At 69.4% G+C, this 17571-nt stretch carries 9 protein-coding genes; 5 read left to right on the forward strand and 4 right to left on the reverse strand.

The features are described from left to right. Window positions 1-2: 2 nt before the first annotated feature. Both ESP57_RS14570 and ESP57_RS14575 read right to left on the reverse strand, forming a co-directional pair. Complete coding sequence (locus ESP57_RS14570) at window positions 3-857, reverse strand: spermidine synthase (RefSeq protein ID WP_129232089.1); 855 nt, start codon at window positions 855-857, stop codon at window positions 3-5. A gap of 60 nt (window positions 858-917) precedes the next feature. After that, complete coding sequence (locus ESP57_RS14575; RefSeq protein ID WP_129232090.1) at window positions 918-1670, reverse strand: spermidine synthase; 753 nt, start codon at window positions 1668-1670, stop codon at window positions 918-920. Between the two features lie 304 nt (window positions 1671-1974). Here ESP57_RS14575 and rpoB point away from each other — a divergent pair, with 304 nt between their 5' ends. The 3 genes from rpoB to ESP57_RS14590 all read left to right on the forward strand — a co-directional run bounded on the left by rpoB (window position 1975) and on the right by ESP57_RS14590 (window position 10626). Continuing rightward, window positions 1975-5466, forward strand: coding sequence for a DNA-directed RNA polymerase subunit beta (gene rpoB, locus ESP57_RS14580; protein ID WP_056010969.1), 3492 nt, complete (start codon window positions 1975-1977; stop codon window positions 5464-5466). Between the two features lie 42 nt (window positions 5467-5508). Then, window positions 5509-9405 (forward strand): DNA-directed RNA polymerase subunit beta', encoded by a 3897-nt coding sequence (gene rpoC, locus ESP57_RS14585; protein WP_129232091.1) that lies wholly within the window; start codon window positions 5509-5511, stop codon window positions 9403-9405. A 216-nt stretch (window positions 9406-9621) separates the two neighbouring features. Then, entirely contained in the window at window positions 9622-10626 is a 1005-nt protein-coding gene (locus ESP57_RS14590) for a hypothetical protein (RefSeq protein WP_129232092.1), read from the forward strand. A 45-nt stretch (window positions 10627-10671) separates the two neighbouring features. Here the strand turns inward: ESP57_RS14590 and ESP57_RS14595 are convergent, their stop codons facing one another. Both ESP57_RS14595 and ESP57_RS14600 read right to left on the reverse strand, forming a co-directional pair. Further along, window positions 10672-11433 carry a hypothetical protein gene (locus tag ESP57_RS14595; protein WP_129232093.1) on the reverse strand — a complete coding sequence of 254 codons (762 nt, stop codon included), beginning with the start codon at window positions 11431-11433 and terminating at the stop codon, window positions 10672-10674. Continuing rightward, window positions 11430-11954, reverse strand: coding sequence for a hypothetical protein (locus ESP57_RS14600; protein ID WP_056010957.1), 525 nt, complete (start codon window positions 11952-11954; stop codon window positions 11430-11432). The genes ESP57_RS14595 and ESP57_RS14600 overlap by 4 nt, the downstream gene beginning before the upstream one ends. A 133-nt stretch (window positions 11955-12087) precedes the next feature. On the opposite strand from ESP57_RS14600, the gene ESP57_RS14605 reads away from it, so the two are divergent. Further along, window positions 12088-13167, forward strand: a complete 1080-nt coding sequence (locus ESP57_RS14605) for a hypothetical protein (protein ID WP_129232094.1) — start codon at window positions 12088-12090, stop codon at window positions 13165-13167. 40 nt (window positions 13168-13207) lie between these two features. Then, complete coding sequence (locus ESP57_RS14610; RefSeq protein ID WP_129232095.1) at window positions 13208-17548, forward strand: FtsK/SpoIIIE domain-containing protein; 4341 nt, start codon at window positions 13208-13210, stop codon at window positions 17546-17548. Window positions 17549-17571: the final 23 nt, after the last annotated feature.

Genomic DNA, 17571 nt, shown 5'->3' on the forward strand with positions numbered 1-17571 from the left:
CATCACGGCTTCGACAGGAACACCGAGCGCGCGGGCGGGGGAGACGGCACCGCCGTGGCATCCGTGACGACCGGAGCGCCCGCGATGAAACGGCGCAGCTCCTCGCCGTCGACGAGCTTCGCCGGCGACGGGTCGCTCGCGAGGCGGCGGGGGAGGCCCCCGAACGGCAGCTCGTCATGCGAGGCGTACATGACGACGTTGCCGAAGCGGCGGCCCTTCAGCATCGACGTGTCCGCGGCGATCGCGAGGTGCTCGAAGACGTGCGCGAGGGTCGCGGCCTGCGATCGTGCGAAGGCGAGGCCGGCGCCGTCGGCGACGTTGACGGCGACGATGCCGCCGGGAGCGAGCCGCGGCGACACGAGCCCGTAGAACTCGGCGCTCGTGACGTGTGCGGGAGTGCGCGCGCCCGAGAAGATGTCGACGATCGCGATGTCGACCGCGCCGTCGAGGCCGGCGGGCAGCTTCGCGAGCACCTCGCGGGCGTCGCCGTGCCGCACACGCACCTGCGCGCCGCGGGGCAGCGGCAGGTGCTCGCGCACGAACTCGACGAGGTCGGACTCGAGCTCGACGACCTGCTGGCGCGAACCGGGCCGGGTGGCCGCGACGTAGCGGGGGAGCGTGAGCGCGCCGCCGCCGAGGTGCACCGCGGTGATCGACTGCCCCTCGGGCCGCACGAGGTCGACCGCGTGCCCGATGCGACGCACGTACTCGAACCCGAGCCAGTCGGGTCGGTCAACCTCGACGTGCGACTGCGGCGTGCCGTCGACGTAGAGGGTCCACGAGCCGGGCGACTGGCGCGACTCCTCGAGCCGGGCGAGGTGGCCGCTGACGGCGAGGCGGCGTTCGAGCTCTGACACGGATGCCACGCTACCGCGCGGGCCTACTCGCGCCGCGCTCGCCGTGGAGCGGAGCTGCGGTCAGCAGGCGCCCCAGAGCACGAAGTCGAGCCGATCGCCGTCGAGCACCTCCGCCGGATGCGGCCCCTGGGCGAGCAGTCGCTCGCGAAGACCGCGCGGCAGCCCACCGGGCGACGCGACGAGCACGGCGTTGCCCTCCTCCGCGCCCGAGAGCACGCTCGGGTCGCCCGCGACGAGGAGCGCGGCACCGGGGTCGGCCCGGGCGATCGCGCGCGCCTGCCTGCGGAGCCGGTCGAGCCCCGCGGCATCCGCCACGTTGACGGCCAGCACGCCGCCGGGTGCCAGGAGCGCGAGGCATCCGCTCATGAAGTCGACCGTCTCGACGAAGGCCGGCGCCTGCAGGAGCGTATAGAGGTCGACGATGACGAGGTCGAAGGGGCCGTCGACGGCCTCGATGGCGGATGCCGCGTCGCCGACGACGAGCTCGATGTGCGCACCCTCGGGCAACGGCAGCCGCTCGAGCACGAGATCGAGCAGTTCTCGATCGAGCTCGACCACGAGCTGCCTCGCGCCCGGGCGAGTCGCCGCGACGTACCGTGCGAGCGTGAGGGCGCCTCCGCCGAGGTGCAGCACCCGCAATGGTTCGGACGACGTGCCGGCGGCGTCGATGACGTGCCCCAGGCGACGCGTGTACTCGAAGAAGAGGTGCGTCGGGTCGAGGAGGTCGACGTGCGACTGGGCCGTGCCGTCGACCAGGAGGGTCAGTCCGTGCTTCGAGAAGACGTCCGCCTCGAACTCGATGTGCAGCGCCATGCCTGCATCGTGCCATGCGGCGGCCCGTCGGCGCTCGGGTGATCAGGCGCAGCTGCGCGGAACAGGTGCATCGATTTCGGCGTTATACCGGAGAATCGCAGACAAATCAAGAATCGACTGGACACGGCGCGCCTGGCGACATATAGTTAACCTTTGCGCTCCCAGACCCACCATGCCTTCATATTGCGGTCGGCTTTCGTGCGTGTCGAGATCCTGAGGTCTCCGACATCCGCATTCGTCTGAGGGGTTCCACTCTCCGCTACCGACAGTGAACCGGCCCGACGGGGCCATGGAGGTTATTCACTTGGCTGCTGCGCGCAACGCGACCACGCCCACCCCCAAGAACGGACGCGGTGCAAGCCGTCTCTCGTTCGCCAAGGTCACCGACACCCTTACGGTACCCGACCTGCTCGCTCTCCAGACGGAGAGCTTCGACTGGCTCGTCGGAAACGAGGCGTGGAAGACACGCCTCACCGAGGGCAAGGCGGCCGGTCGTCAAGACCTGCCGGAGACCACCGGTCTCGAGGAGATCTTCGAGGAGATCTCCCCGATCGAAGACCTCGGCGAGACCATGCAGCTCTCGTTCACCAACCCTGAGCTCGAGCCTCCGAAGTACACGATCGACGAGTGCAAGGAGAAGTCCAAGACCTACTCCGCACCGCTGTACGTGAACGCGGAGTTCATGAACCACCTCACGGGTGAGATCAAGACGCAGACCGTCTTCATGGGCGACTTCCCGCTCATGACCCCCAAGGGCACGTTCGTCATCAACGGCACCGAGCGCGTCGTCGTCTCGCAGCTCGTGCGTTCGCCGGGCGTCTACTTCGAGCGCACCCCCGAGAAGACGTCCGACAAGGACATCTACTCGGCTCGCGTCATCCCGAGCCGTGGTGCATGGCTCGAGTTCGAGATCGACAAGCGCGACCAGGTCGGCGTGCGCATCGACCGCAAGCGCAAGCAGAGCGTCACCGTCTTCCTGAAGGCCCTCGGCCTCACCTCCGAGGAGATCCTCGAGGAGTTCGCCGGTTACGAGTCCATCGCCCTCACCCTCGAGAAGGACAACATCCTCACGAAGGAAGAGGCGCTCAAGGACATCTACCGCAAGCTCCGTCCGGGCGAGCAGGTCGCCGCCGAGGCCGCGCGTGCGCTCCTCGACAACTTCTACTTCAACCCGAAGCGCTACGACCTCGCGAAGGTCGGCCGGTACAAGATCAACAACAAGCTGGGTCTCGAGGCTCCCCTCACCGACTCGGTGCTGACGGTGCAAGACATCGTCGCCACGATCAAGTACCTCGTCGCGCTGCACGACGAGCGCACCACCCTGCCCGGCCGCCGTGCCGGCAAGGCGGTCGACCTGCGCCTCGACGTCGACGACATCGACAACTTCGGCAACCGTCGCATCCGCGCGGTGGGCGAGCTCATCCAGAACCAGGTCCGCACCGGCCTGTCCCGCATGGAGCGCGTCGTCCGCGAGCGCATGACCACGCAGGACATCGAGGCGATCACCCCGCAGACCCTGATCAACGTGCGACCCGTCGTCGCCGCGATCAAGGAGTTCTTCGGCACCTCGCAGCTGTCGCAGTTCATGGACCAGAACAACCCGCTCGCGGGTCTGACCCACAAGCGCCGCCTCTCGGCGCTCGGCCCCGGCGGTCTCTCGCGCGACCGCGCCGGCGTCGAGGTCCGAGACGTCCACCCCTCGCACTACGGCCGCATGTGCCCGATCGAGACCCCGGAAGGCCCGAACATCGGCCTCATCGGATCGCTCGCATCGTTCGCGCGCATCAACTCGTTCGGCTTCATCGAGACCCCGTACCGCAAGGTCGTCGCCGGCAAGGTCACCGACCAGATCGACTACCTCACGGCGTCCGAAGAGGACGACTACATCGTCGCCCAGGCCAACGCGCCGCTGAAGGCCGACGGTCACTTCTCCGAAGACCGCGTCCTCGCCCGTCAGAAGGGCGGCGAGGTCGACCTCGTCCCCGCCGACCTGATCGGCTACATGGACGTCTCGCCGCGCCAGATGGTGTCGGTCGGTACCTCGCTCATCCCGTTCCTCGAGCACGACGACGCGAACCGCGCCCTCATGGGTGCCAACATGCAGCGTCAGGCTGTGCCGCTGCTCCGCAGCGACTCGCCGTTCGTCGGCACCGGCATGGAGGGCTACGCGGCCATCGACGCCGGTGACGTCATCACCGCCGACCAGGCCGGTGTCGTCGCCGAGGTCTCGGCCGACTCGGTCACCGTGCAGCTCGACGCGGGCGGCACGCAGACCTACTTCCTGCGCAAGTTCGACCGCTCCAACCAGGGCACGTCGTACAACAACCGCGTCCTCGTGAACGCGGGCGACCGCATCGAGGTCGGCGAGGTCATCGCCGACGGTCCCGCGACCGACAACGGCGAGCTCGCGCTCGGCAAGAACCTCCTCGTGGCGTTCATGCCGTGGGAGGGTCACAACTTCGAGGACGCGATCATCCTCAGCCAGAACCTCGTGAAGGACGACGTGCTCTCGTCGATCCACATCGAGGAGTACGAGGTCGACGCCCGCGACACGAAGCTCGGCAAGGAGGAGATCACCCGTGATCTCCCGAACGTCAGCCCCGACCTGCTGGCCGACCTCGACGAGCGCGGCATCATCCGCATCGGCGCCGAGGTCCGCCCCGGCGACATCCTCGTCGGCAAGGTCACGCCGAAGGGCGAGACCGAGCTGTCGGCCGAGGAGCGCCTGCTCCGCGCGATCTTCAACGAGAAGAGCCGCGAAGTCCGCGACACCTCGCTGAAGGTGCCCCACGGTGAGCGCGGCACGATCATCGCCGTCAAGGTGTTCGACTCGCAGGACGGCGACGACGAGCTCGGCTCGGGCGTCAACCAGCGCGTGGTCGTCTACATCGCCCAGAAGCGCAAGATCACCGAGGGCGACAAGCTCGCCGGCCGCCACGGCAACAAGGGCGTCATCTCGAAGATCCTGCCGGTCGAGGACATGCCGTTCCTCGCCGACGGCACTCCGGTCGACGTCATCCTGAACCCGCTCGGCATCCCCGGTCGCATGAACTTCGGCCAGGTGCTGGAGACCCACCTCGGATGGGTCGCCAAGCAGGGCTGGAAGGTCGACGGCAGCCCGGCGTGGGCCAAGAAGCTCCCGAAGGACGCCCACGAGGCCGCGCCCGGCACCAAGGTCGCGACCCCGGTGTTCGACGGCGCCCTCGAGGAGGAGATCGCGGGTCTGCTCGACTCGACGCTCCCCAACCGCGACGGCGAGCGACTGATCGACTCGACGGGCAAGACCCAGCTCCTCGACGGCCGCTCCGGCGAGCCGTTCCCGTACCCGGTCTCGGTCGGCTACATGTACATCCTGAAGCTGCACCACCTCGTCGACGACAAGATCCACGCGCGTTCGACGGGCCCGTACTCGATGATCACCCAGCAGCCGCTCGGTGGTAAGGCGCAGTTCGGTGGCCAGCGATTCGGTGAGATGGAGGTCTGGGCGCTCCAGGCCTACGGCGCCGCATACGCGCTGCAGGAGCTCCTCACGATCAAGTCCGACGACATCCTCGGCCGCGTCAAGGTGTACGAGGCGATCGTCAAGGGCGAGAACATCCAGGAGCCCGGCATCCCCGAGTCCTTCAAGGTGCTCATGAAGGAGATGCAGTCGCTCTGCCTGAACGTCGAGGTGCTCTCGGCCGACGGCACCGCGGTCTCGCTCCGCGACACCGACGACGAGGCCTTCCGCGCTGCGGAAGAGCTCGGCATCAACATCTCCGCGCGCTTCGAATCGTCGAACATCGACGAGATCTAAGCCAGGCCAGTAACGATTCCAGAGACTTTCCAAGGAGAGAAATTGCTCGACGCAACGACTTTTGACGAGCTTCGCATCGGCCTGGCCACCGCAGAGGACATCCGCAAGTGGTCCTACGGTGAGGTCAAGAAGCCTGAAACCATCAACTACCGCACCCTGAAGCCCGAGAAGGACGGTCTGTTCGGTGAGCAGATCTTCGGCCCGAGCCGCGACTGGGAGTGCGCCTGCGGCAAGTACAAGCGTGTCCGCTTCAAGGGCATCGTCTGCGAGCGATGCGGCGTGGAGGTCACCAAGTCCTCCGTGCGCCGTGAGCGCATGGGCCACATCGAGCTCGCCGCGCCGGTCACGCACATCTGGTACTTCAAGGGTGTGCCCAGCCGTCTCGGCTACCTGCTCGACATGGCGCCGAAGGACCTCGAGAAGGTCATCTACTTCGCCGCCTACATGGTCATCGACGTCGACGACGAGGGTCGTCACGCCGACATGCCCGGCCTCGAGAACGAGCTCCGGCTCGAGATCAAGACCATCGGCGACCAGCGCGATGCCCGCATCGCGACGCTGATGGCGCGCAAGGAAGACGAGCTCGCCGCACTCGAGGCGGAGGGCGCCAAGTCCGACCAGAAGAAGCGCGCCGAGGCGGCCGCCGACAAGGAGATGACGCAGGTCCGCAAGTCGGGCGACGAGCAGATCGCGCACCTCGAGCGCGTGTGGGAAGACTTCCGCACCCTCAAGGTCGGCGACCTCAAGCCCGAGGACTCGGTCTTCCACGAGCTCCAGGACCGCTTCGGCATGTACTTCGACGCCTACATGGGCGCCGAGGCCATCAAGAAGCGCCTCGAGGCCTTCGACCTGGCCGCCGAGGCCGACGACCTGCGCCTGCAGATCGCCGAGGGCAAGGGCCAGAAGAAGATCCGCGCGATCAAGCGCCTGCGCGTCGTGAGCTCCTTCCTGCAGACCGGCAACTCGCCGGCTGCGATGGTGCTCGACGTCGTGCCGGTGATCCCGCCGGAGCTTCGTCCGATGGTCCAGCTCGACGGCGGCCGCTTCGCGACCTCCGACCTCAACGACCTCTACCGTCGCGTGATCAACCGCAACAACCGTCTTCGTCGTCTGCTCGACCTCGGCGCCCCCGAGATCATCGTCAACAACGAGAAGCGGATGCTGCAGGAGGCCGTCGACGCGCTGTTCGACAACGGCCGCCGCGGTCGCCCCGTCACCGGTACCGGCAACCGCGCCCTGAAGTCCCTGAGCGACATGCTCAAGGGAAAGCAGGGTCGCTTCCGCCAGAACCTGCTCGGCAAGCGCGTCGACTACTCGGGCCGTTCGGTCATCGTCGTCGGCCCCCAGCTGAAGCTGCACCAGTGCGGTCTGCCCAAGCAGATGGCGCTGGAGCTCTTCAAGCCGTTCGTGATCAAGCGCCTGATCGACCTGAGCCACGCTCAGAACATCAAGGCCGCCAAGCGCATGGTCGAGCGTTCGCGTCCCCAGGTCTGGGACGTGCTCGAGGAGATCATCCGTGAGCGCCCGGTTCTGCTGAACCGTGCACCCACGCTGCACCGCCTCGGCATCCAGGCCTTCGAACCGCAGCTCGTCGAGGGCAAGGCCATCCAGCTCCACCCGCTCGTGTGCGCGGCGTTCAACGCCGACTTCGACGGCGACCAGATGGCCGTGCACCTTCCCCTCTCGGTGGAGGCGCAGGCCGAGGCCCGCATCCTGATGCTCGCCTCGAACAACATCCTGAAGCCGTCCGACGGCCGCCCGGTGACCCTGCCCACCCAGGACATGATCATCGGCCTGCACCACCTGACGACCGGCAAGCCCGGCGCCGCAGGTGAGGGTCGCGCGTTCTCGTCGATCTCCGAGGCCATCCTCGCGTTCGACCAGAACCGTCCGGGCGAGCTCGCGCTCGACCTCGGCGCCACGGTCAAGATCCGCCTCGAGGGCCTGCACTTCGCCGAGGGCGAGACCCCCGAGAACTTCGTTCCCGGCAAGCCGTACCTGCTCGAGACGACCCTCGGTCGCGCCCTCTTCAACGAGGCGCTGCCGGTCGACTACCCCTACGTGAACGCGCAGGCGGGCAAGACGCAGATCTCGGAGATCGTCAACGACCTCGCCGAGCGCTACCCGAAGACCGAGGTCGCAGCGACCCTCGACCGAATCAAGGACGCCGGCTTCAAGTGGGCGACCCGTTCGGGCGTGACGGTTGCACTCTCCGACATCCTGACGCCGCCCAACAAGGGCGAGATCGTCTCGAAGTACGAGAAGCAGGCCGCGAAGGTCCAGGGCCAGTTCGAGAAGGGTCTGACGACCGACCTCGAGCGTCGCCAGGAGCTCATCCAGATCTGGACCAAGGCGACCGACGAGGTCGCAAAGGCCATGCAGGAGAACTTCCCGACCGACAACACCATCAACCGCATGGTGACGTCGGGTGCTCGTGGTAACTGGCTGCAGGTGCGCAACATCGCCGGCATGCGAGGCCTCGTGAACAACCCGAAGGGTGAGATCATCCCTCGCCCGATCATCTCGAGCTACCGCGAGGGCCTCTCGGTCGCCGAGTACTTCATCGCGACGCACGGTGCCCGCAAGGGTCTGGCCGACACGGCCCTCCGTACGGCCGACTCGGGTTACCTCACGCGTCGTCTCGTCGACGTCTCGCAGGATGTCATCATCCGCGAGGACGACTGCGGCACGAGCAAGGGCCTCGAGCTCCCGATCGCGACCACGGATGCCTCGGGCGAGCTGGTCCGCGACCCGAACGTCGAGAACGCGGTCTACGCCCGCAGCCTCGCCGCCGACGCGGTCAACGCCAAGGGCGAGGTCGTCGCTGAGGCCGGTGAGGACGTCGGCGACGTGCTCATCGACAAGCTCATCACGGCCGCCGTCGAGACGATCAAGGTGCGCTCCGTGCTCACCTGCGAGTCCGCCGTCGGTGTCTGCGCGAAGTGCTACGGCCGTTCGCTCGCGACCGGCAAGCTCGTCGACATCGGCGAGGCCGTCGGCATCATCGCGGCCCAGTCGATCGGTGAGCCCGGCACGCAGCTGACGATGCGTACCTTCCACACCGGTGGTTCGGCCTCGGCCGACGACATCACGCAGGGTCTTCCCCGCGTGCAGGAGCTCTTCGAGGCGCGTACCCCCAAGGGTGCGTCGCCCATCGTCGAGGCCCCGGGTCGCATCACGATCGACGAGACCGACAAGCAGCGCAAGGTCATCCTCACGCCCGACAACGGCGACGAGCCGATCGCATACAACGTGCTCAAGCGTTCGACCCTCCTGGTCGAAGACGGACAGCACGTCGAGCTCGGCCAGCAGCTGATCGTCGGCACCGTCGACCCGAAGGAAGTCCTCCGGGTCAAGGGTGTGCGCGAAGTGCAGAAGCACCTCGTCAACGGCGTGCAGGACGTCTACCGCTCGCAGGGCGTGCCGATCCACGACAAGCACATCGAGGTCATCGTGCGCCAGATGCTGCGCAAGGTCACCGTCGTCGACCACGGCGACACCGACCTGCTGCCCGGTGAGCTCGTCGACCGCCTGAAGTACAACGGCATCAACCGTGCCGCGCTGACCGAGGGCAAGAAGACGGCGTCGGCTCGCCAGGAGGTCATGGGTATCACCAAGGCCTCGCTCGCGACCGAGTCGTGGCTGTCGGCCGCGTCCTTCCAGGAGACGACCCGCGTGCTCACGCAGGCCGCCATGGAGGGCAAGTCCGACCCGCTCGTCGGCCTCAAGGAGAACGTGATCATCGGAAAGCTGATCCCCGCCGGCACCGGTCTGCAGAAGTACCGGAACGTCGCGGTCGAGGCGACCGAGGAGGCGAAGGCGGAGCGGTACCCGAACCGCATCTTCACCGACGACGCCGCGTTCACCGAGGGCGACCTGAGCTTCGTCGACTTCGACGCGTTCTCGAGCGACGACTTCACCCCCGGCAACTACAGCTAGTCAGCCGATACGACAGCAGGGCCCCGGAGCGATCCGGGGCCCTGCTTCGTTTCTCGGCGGCGGTGCCGCATCCACTCTTCGGAATGGGTGTCCGCCGCGACATCCGCTCGCCCGACGGGGTGTGCGAAGCGCCGCGCGCGCTCCCGGACGACGACCGGATGCGTTGCTACAGTTGGCCGATCACGGGTGCGCGGGGTGCCCGGAAGGAGCGCGATCATGAGCAGCACGACTCCCGGATCCGACCCGGAACGTCACGAGGAAGAGACCGGTCCGGTCGACGACGCCTTCGTCGACGAGGCCGCGCCCGCGCCCGCTCCCGCGGTGGACGAGACGGGACCGGTCGACGAGCCGGCGCGCGTCGAGGGCGACTCATCAGCGGCCTCGGTCGATGCGGTCGAGCCCGGGACCGCTGATTCCGACCTGGCCGCCACGTCGCGCCTCGACGAGGCCGTCGAGCGGGCGAGTGCGCACCCGGCGCCGGAGGAGACCAACGGCATCGACGACCTGGATGCCTCCGCGACCCCTGAACCCGTCGCCGCCGACGCCGTGCGTCGTGAGACCTATGTGCCGTCCGCGACCATGGCAGCGGGAACCGCCGCCGGCGCCGCGACCCTCGCCGACGAGCCCGAACCCGTCTACGTCGCCCCGCAGCCCGGCCCGCAGACCATCTACGTGCAGGCGCCGACACCGCCGAAGGCGAGGGGCAACCGCGGCTTCGGTATGCTCGTCGCGCTCATCGGCACCGTCGCGTTCGGGGTGCTCTACGGAGCCATCGGCTATGCGCTCTACCTGAACTACGGGGCACCTGCCGGTGAGGCGATCGGCATCGCCGACTTCCTCCTCGAGCCCATGTACTGGGTTCCCGTCGTCGCCTTCTTCATCGGCTTCGCGCTGCTCGCGGCGATCGTGAACCGGGGTCCGTGGTGGGCCTACGCGGTGTTCGGCCTGCTCGTCGGCGTGCTCGTGTACTTCGCCTACATCGGCGGCTCGCTGCTCGGGGTGGAGGCCTGGACGCTCACGCTCGAGCAGGCCAACGACTTCATCGCCGAGCGGTGGCTCGACCCGTACGCGATCGTCGCAGCCGTCATCGCCCGCGAGATCCCGATCTGGCTGGGCGGATGGATCGCCGCTCGCGGACGCGCGGTGACCGAGCGCAACCGGCTCGCACTCGAGGCGTACGACCGCGAGCTCGCGGCCGGGCCCCAGGTGCAGCGGTACTGATCGGCAGACGCCCGTCGGGCAGACGCCCGTCGGGCGGACGCGCAGCTAGTCGGACACCCCGCAGGGGCGGACGATCTCGCTCGGCGGGGCGACCGGCTGGTCGTCGCCCCATGCGCTGAACGTGAAGGATCCATCGCCCGTGCGATCGCCGGCGGTGAAGTCGGTCGGCAGGGGAGCGCCCACGCGCGCGACGTGCATGATGCCCGCGGGAGCGGTCTCCCCGCCGAGCACGACGTCGAGCACCTCGGCGTCGGAGGGCGGCGACGGGACGCTCACGGAGTCGCTGGACTCGAGGAGCGCGCCGACGAGGTCGCCCGGGCGAAGCAGCGGTGACCACTGCTCGGCGAGCCCTTCGCCCGATGCGGCGCACACGAAGCCCTGCTCGAGCTCGGGGATGCCCATCTGCGCGGCGTACGCGGCGTTGCCGCGGAGGTAGGTGCGTCCGGCGGCGGCGACGACCTCGAAGCTCAGTCCGCCCGCCGTGACCGTCGCGGTGTACTCACCCGGACGCCCCCGGTAGTCGACGGCGAGCGCCCGGCCGGGCGCGGCTTCGACCTCGGGCGTCGCGGCGGTGAGTTCCGTGAACGTGCCGGAGTACGCGACGCTGCCGGCGGCTTCGACGGCGTCGACGATCTCGCCGGCGGCATCGACCCCGGAGAGCAGCCAGAGGCCGTTTCCGTCGATCTGCGAGGGGTCGAGGTCGCCCAGGTCGTACTGCGTCGGCGTCGGTGGCGCCTCCTGCGGCGCGGCGCTGCACCCCGCGAGCGCGAGCGCTGCGATGCAGACGAGCGGGGCGCTCCGCCTCACGACGCGGCGTCGGCGACGCACGCGCTCTGCGCGCGCTGCGAGCCGAGAGTCGAGGCGTCGAGCGAGACGTCGCCGGAGGTGGCGGTCGGCCGCACGACGAAACAGGTGTCGTTCTCGTAGATGCCGAGTGCCGCGGGGAGCCAGGCCTCGGTGCCCGTCACCCACTGGGTCAGGTCGGTCGATTCGCCGTCGCCGTGCACGGCGTACACGCTGTACGCCGCGTCGGGGCCGCTCCAGTCGAGGTGGGCGTTGCCGCCGTCCACGCTCAGGGAGAGGCCGCTGACCGCGACCGAGTCGTCGTTCAGGGCCGAGATGACGAACCAGGCGACGGCGCCGGCGAGGGCGACGAACGTCAGTGCGATCGAGACGATGAATGCCGGATGCCGCCACCACTTGCGTTCCCGGGCCGGCGCCTCCGCCAGCTCGGGGAGCACGGAACCCGTCGTGCCGAGCGGCCGGGTGACTCCGGTCTGAGGCAGGTGCGTCTGTCCGGGCGCGGTGCCGAGCGAGGTGTTCTGCATCGGGTCCTTCCCTGGCGGCGCCGAACGAAACGGCCGGCTCCGGCCGACCGCGTACCATGGTATCCCGAACGCCGGGGCACGGATCGTGCACGACGACGGGAGAGCAGTGGGCAGAGCGAGCGGCCGTCGGGCCGTGACGGCTTCTCTCGCGCTCGCGTGCGCCCTCGCGGCGTGGTCGGCGGCGGCGCCGGTGCATGCCGATGAAGGCACGGATGCCGCGGCTCCCGGTTCGGCGTCGGGTCCGACGGCGATCTCGGTGCCCTATCTCGGCTCGGCTGCCATCGAGCCGGGCGAGGGCTGGTCGATCACGGACTGCGCGGGACCCAGCACCGCGACGGCGCTCGTGGTGGCGTGCGAGCCCACGAAGATCACCCTGAGCGCGACGAGCTACGATCACGACGCCGGCGTCGTGACCGTGCCGGTGCCGCTCTCGAACGGGCGCACCTCGATGACCGTCGACTACTCGGTGTCGCTCGCGCCGCCCGAACCGCCCACGGTCGCCGAGAGCGCGTACGGCTTCCCGGTCGCCGCAGGTTCGACCGTCATGCTGCCGTTCAGCGACCTGGGCATCGCGTGCGCGGTCTGCGTGAACGGCGGAGCCTTCGACGTCGTCGAGGTGCGGCCGTCTTCCGCCGGCACGGCTGCGTCGAACGGCACCCACCTCGTCTTCCGGCCGTCGGAGCGGTTCGAGGGCGCCGCCGAGATCGTCGTTCGCTACGCCGACGACTTCGGCACCTGGTCGGCCGATGCCGCGATCACCGTTCCGGTCTACTCGCCGCGGAACCGCCTGGTCGCGACGAGCGTGTTCGTCGGGCTCTCCGACGCGCCGCAGAACATCGACCTGCTGCCGCTGGCCTTCCGTTTCGGGGGAGGCGACGCCGAGGTCAGCCTCGTCGGTTGCGGCTCGGCCGTGCACGGCACGGTGGTCTGCGCACCCGACGGTTCGGCCGTGTACGCTCCGGGCACCGCCTCGGTCGATCAGTTCAGCTACCACGTCGTGTCCGCCGACGGCGAGCACGCCACCGGCTCGGTGACCCTCGTCGCGGATGCTCCGCCCGAGCCGTCGCTCGTGCCGGGTTCCGCGACGCAGGGCGATGATGGCGTACCGTCGAAGATCGTTCCGCGCGTGCCGGTCGACGGCGACGCATCCGGTCCGCGTGGCGGGATCTTCGCGTCGCTCATCGAGACGTTCGACCGGGCCGGTGTGCGATGACGACGATGGCGGGGCGGACCGCGACAGAGAGGTGTGCAGCATGAGCGTTCGACTGACGATCGGCGAGCCGGTCGCGGCGGGCAAGCCGGCATCGTGGCTCCTGAAGGTCGATGAGGCGACGACCGTCGGCGAGGTCGCGGAGTCGCTCGGCGTCGTGCCGAGCGTGCTCGACCCCCACGCGGGCACCGCGACCCCGCTGGCGGAGTCGGCGCTCCTGTCGGGGTCGACCGTTCCGGTCGCGGGCTCGCCGCTGCTCTCGCCGGGTACCCTCCGCCTCGAGGTCGTGGGCGGCCCGTTCGCGGGCGAGAGCGTGCCGATCCAACGCGGCGCGACGATCACGATCGGCACCGCGGCATCCGCTGGACTGACCATCGCCGACCCCGCGCTCGCGCCGCAGCACGCCGCCCTCGCGTTGAACGCGGCGGCGACGCTCGAGAACGGTCGGCCCGCTCCGCTCGCGGCGACCCTGGCGCCGGCGGTCGCGGGCGCGCCGATCTGGGTGAACGGCGAGCCGATCGACGGCGAGGTCGCGCTCGTGCCGGCCGACCTGTTCCAGATCGGCAGCAGCATGTTCCGCATCGGCATGGCCCCGGGCTCCGACGCGGACCTCACGCGCGACGCGCTCGGCGGTCGCGGGTTCAACCGTCCGTCGCGCATCGAGCCCTCGCAGGCGCAGCCGGTCGTGCAGTTGCCCGGCGACAAGCCCGAAGACCCCGACCAGTCGCCGATGCCGTGGCTGTCCGCGATCATCCCGGTCGTGCTGGGCGTCACGATGGCGATCGTGTTCGCGCGTCCCATCATGCTGCTCATGGCGGCGGCGAGCCCCATCATGGTCGTCGGCTCCTTCATCGCGAACCGGAAGCTCGCGAAGAAGAAGGGGCTGAAGACCGAGAAGCAGTGGATCGAGGAGATCAAGGTCGCCGAGCGCCGCATCAGCGACCTCGCTCGGATGCAGCGACTCCAGGGCTGGTATCGCATGCCCGACCCGGTCGTGATCGCGGACATCGCGCTGCGACCCCTCTCGAGGCTGTGGGAGCGACGCAAGTCCGACGCCGACGCCCTGCAGCTCCGCGTGGGCGTGACGGAGGTCACCCTCGACGTGCGCTTCGAGGGCGGTGGCAAGGACCGTTCCGCGCCGGCCCGGGTCGGCGTCACGCCCGAGCCGGTCGCGGCCGATCTGCGGTCGGGCGTCGTCGGTATCGCCGGGCCCTCCGACGCCGTGCGCAACCTGGCTCGCGCGATGGTCACCTCGTTCGCCACGCTGCGCTCGCCGCGCGACGCCGAACTCGTCGTGATCTGCGATGCCGCGGCCGACGCCGAATGGGCGTGGACCCAATGGCTTCCGCATGTCCAGGCGAGCGGTTCGGTCACCGCGATGATCGGCAACACCGACGACAGCCGCCGCGAGCGACTCCGCGAGGCCGCCGTCACGCTCGAGACCCGCATGCGCCTGTCGGGCCAGCGAGGCGCCGTCGTCCCGACCGACATCCTCATCGTCGTCGACGGCATCCGCGAGTACCGCATGCTTCCCGGCATGGTGCCGCTCCTCGAGCACGGCGCTGCGCACGGCATCCACATCATCGCGCTCGACTCCGAACGCGCTCGACTGCCCGAGGAGGCCGCGAGCGTCGTGGTCGTCGACTCGACGGACCCGTCGATCGGCCGGTTCGAGACCGGCAAGGAGTACTTCCCGACGGTGCTGCTCGACGGCGTCTCCCTGAGCGCCGCCGAGCGGATCGCCCGCAGCCTCTGCTCCATCCAGCACGTCAGCGGAGTCGGCGACGACGCCATGCTCCCCACGAGCGTGCGAATGGTCGACCTGCTGAAGATCGATCTCGACGACCCCGCGCCCATCATGCAGCGCTGGACGAAGCAGCCCCGGAACACCTTCGTCGTGGTCGGCGCCAACGCCGACGGCGAGTTCGCGCTCGACATCTCGCGCGACGGCCCGCACGCGCTCGTCGCCGGCACGACGGGTTCGGGCAAGTCCGAGTTCCTGCAGGCGCTCGTCGTGAGCCTCGCGATGGCGAACCGGCCCGACGCGCTGAACTTCGTGCTCGTCGACTACAAGGGCGGTTCCGCGTTCGCCGACTGCGAGCGCCTGCCGCACACGGTCGGCATGGTCACGAACCTCGACGCGCGCGAGACGGAGCGCGCACTCGCCTCGCTCGATGCCGAGCTGAAGCGGCGTGAACGCGTGCTCAGAGACATGAACGCGAAGGACGTCGAGGGTGCCTGGGCGAAGGACGCCGACACCGCGGCCAAGCGAGGTCTCGCCCGGCTCATGATCGTGATCGACGAGTTCGCCGAGCTGAAGACCGAGCTGCCCGAGTTCATCGACGGACTTGTGCGCATCGCTCGCGTCGGCCGTTCGCTCGGTGTGAACCTCGTGCTCGCCACGCAGCGTCCGTCCGGCGTCGTCACGCCCGAGATGCAGTCGAACATCAGCCTGCGGGTCGCGCTGCGCGTCACCGACCGGGCCGACTCCTCCGACATCCTCGGATCCGGCGAGGCGGCGCTCATCAGCTCGTCCACTCCGGGTCGGGGCTTCGTGCGGCTCGGTCCGTCCGCGGCGCCGGCCGGCTTCCAGACCGCCCGGGTCGCCGGCATCCGGCCGGGCGTGCAGCGTGCGGTCAAGTCGCTGCCGCCGAAGGCTCCGCTCGAGTGGGAGTCGCTCGGCTTCCCCGCGCGGTACCCGAGCGCCGGGCCCACGCACGCCGCCAACACCGATCACGACGACACCGACCTGCGAGCCCTCGTCGACGTGATCACGCTCGCCACGCAGCAGATGGGCATCGCGAAGAACCCGTCGCCGTGGCTGCTGCCGTTGCCCGCCGTGCTCCCGCTCGAGCGTTTCGCCGACCAGCAGGTCGCGCGCACGTCGCTCGTGCTCGGCCTCGAGGACGTGCCGGGGGAGCAGTCGCAGCGGAGCCTCACGTGGGACATCGCGAACGGCTCCCACGTGCTGTTCATCGGCGGCTCGATGTCGGGCCGCACGACCGCACTGCGAACGATGCTCGCCCAGACGGTGCAGCAGTTCTCTCCAGCCGACCTGCACCTCTACGTCATCGACTTCGGCAACGGCGCCCTGCTTCCGCTCGCCGACGCCCCGCACTGCGGCGCCGTCGTGACGCAACTGGACGCCGACCGGCTGCCGCGACTCGTGCAGCGGCTGCTCGAGGAGCTCACGAGCCGGCAGTCGATCCTCTCGGCGGCCGGCGTCGGCCACATCAACGAGCAGCGCGCGCAGGCCGGAGTCGCCGACGCGCTGCCGTACGCCGTCATCGCCCTCGACGGGTGGGAGCGGATGCTCTCGACCATGAACGCCGACCAGCTCATCGCCTTCCGCGACCAGTTCATGCGCGTGCTGCGCGAGGGACCGGCGGTCGGTGTGCGCGTGCTGATCACCGGCGACCGGTCGATCTCCGGTGACAAGGTCAGCTCGTTCATCGACGAGCAGTACGTGCTGCCGCTCCGCGACATCAGCGACTACCGCACCGCCGGCATCATGGCGAAGGACATTCCGCTCGACCTGCCGCCGGGCCGTGTGCTCTTCGGAGCTGCGGGCACCGAAGCGCAACTCGCCGTGCTCGCACGGGACACGAGCGGCGAGGCCCAGACCACGGCGCTGCGCCGGGTCGTCGAGCAGGTCCGCGATCACTTCGACCAGTATCCGCAGCTCGCGGAGCTCGCCCAGCCGTTCCGGGTCGACCCGCTGCCCAACTACATGGCGCTCACCGCGGCGTACGAGCTGCCGCTCGGCGACTCAGGGGCGGCCGACGGGCCGGTGGTCGCCGTCGGCGGCGACCACCTGTCGCGATTCACGCTGGACTGGCCGGCCGAGGGCGGCTTCATCGTCACCGGCGGTCGCAAGTCGGGTCGTTCCTCGACGCTGGCCGCACTGCTGCACCAGCTCGCATGGCGCAAGGAGCCGCTGCTCGTGGTCTCGGCGCGGCCGTCCGTGCTGACCGAGGTCGCCGCCGGGCACTCGGTTCCCGTCATCTCGGCAGGCGACACCACGCCGGCCCAGCTCGACGAGATCCTCGATGCCCTCGGCGAGCGGGCCACGATCGTGGTCGATGACGCCGAGAACTGGAAGAACGCACCGATCGAGCATTCGCTGGTCGGGGTCAAGCACCGGGCCTCGTTCGTCGTCGCCGCCGACGCGGAGTCCGTCTCCACGCTGTTCGGCGGCCCGTTCGTCGAGGCGAAGAAGGCGCGCCGCGCGCTCGTCCTGCGCCCCGAGTCCGCCGTCATGGGCACCCAGGCGATCGGCAGTCCGATCCCGAAGTTCATGCTCGGACGCGGTTCCGCCGGTGGCGGGGTCTTCACGACCTCCGCCGGATGGATGCCGGTGAGGGTGCCCGACATCCGCCAGTGACCGGAGCATCCGTCCGTCGCCGT

The sequence above is a fragment of the Agromyces fucosus genome (genome assembly GCF_004134865.1).
Lineage (GTDB): Bacteria > Actinomycetota > Actinomycetes > Actinomycetales > Microbacteriaceae > Agromyces > Agromyces fucosus.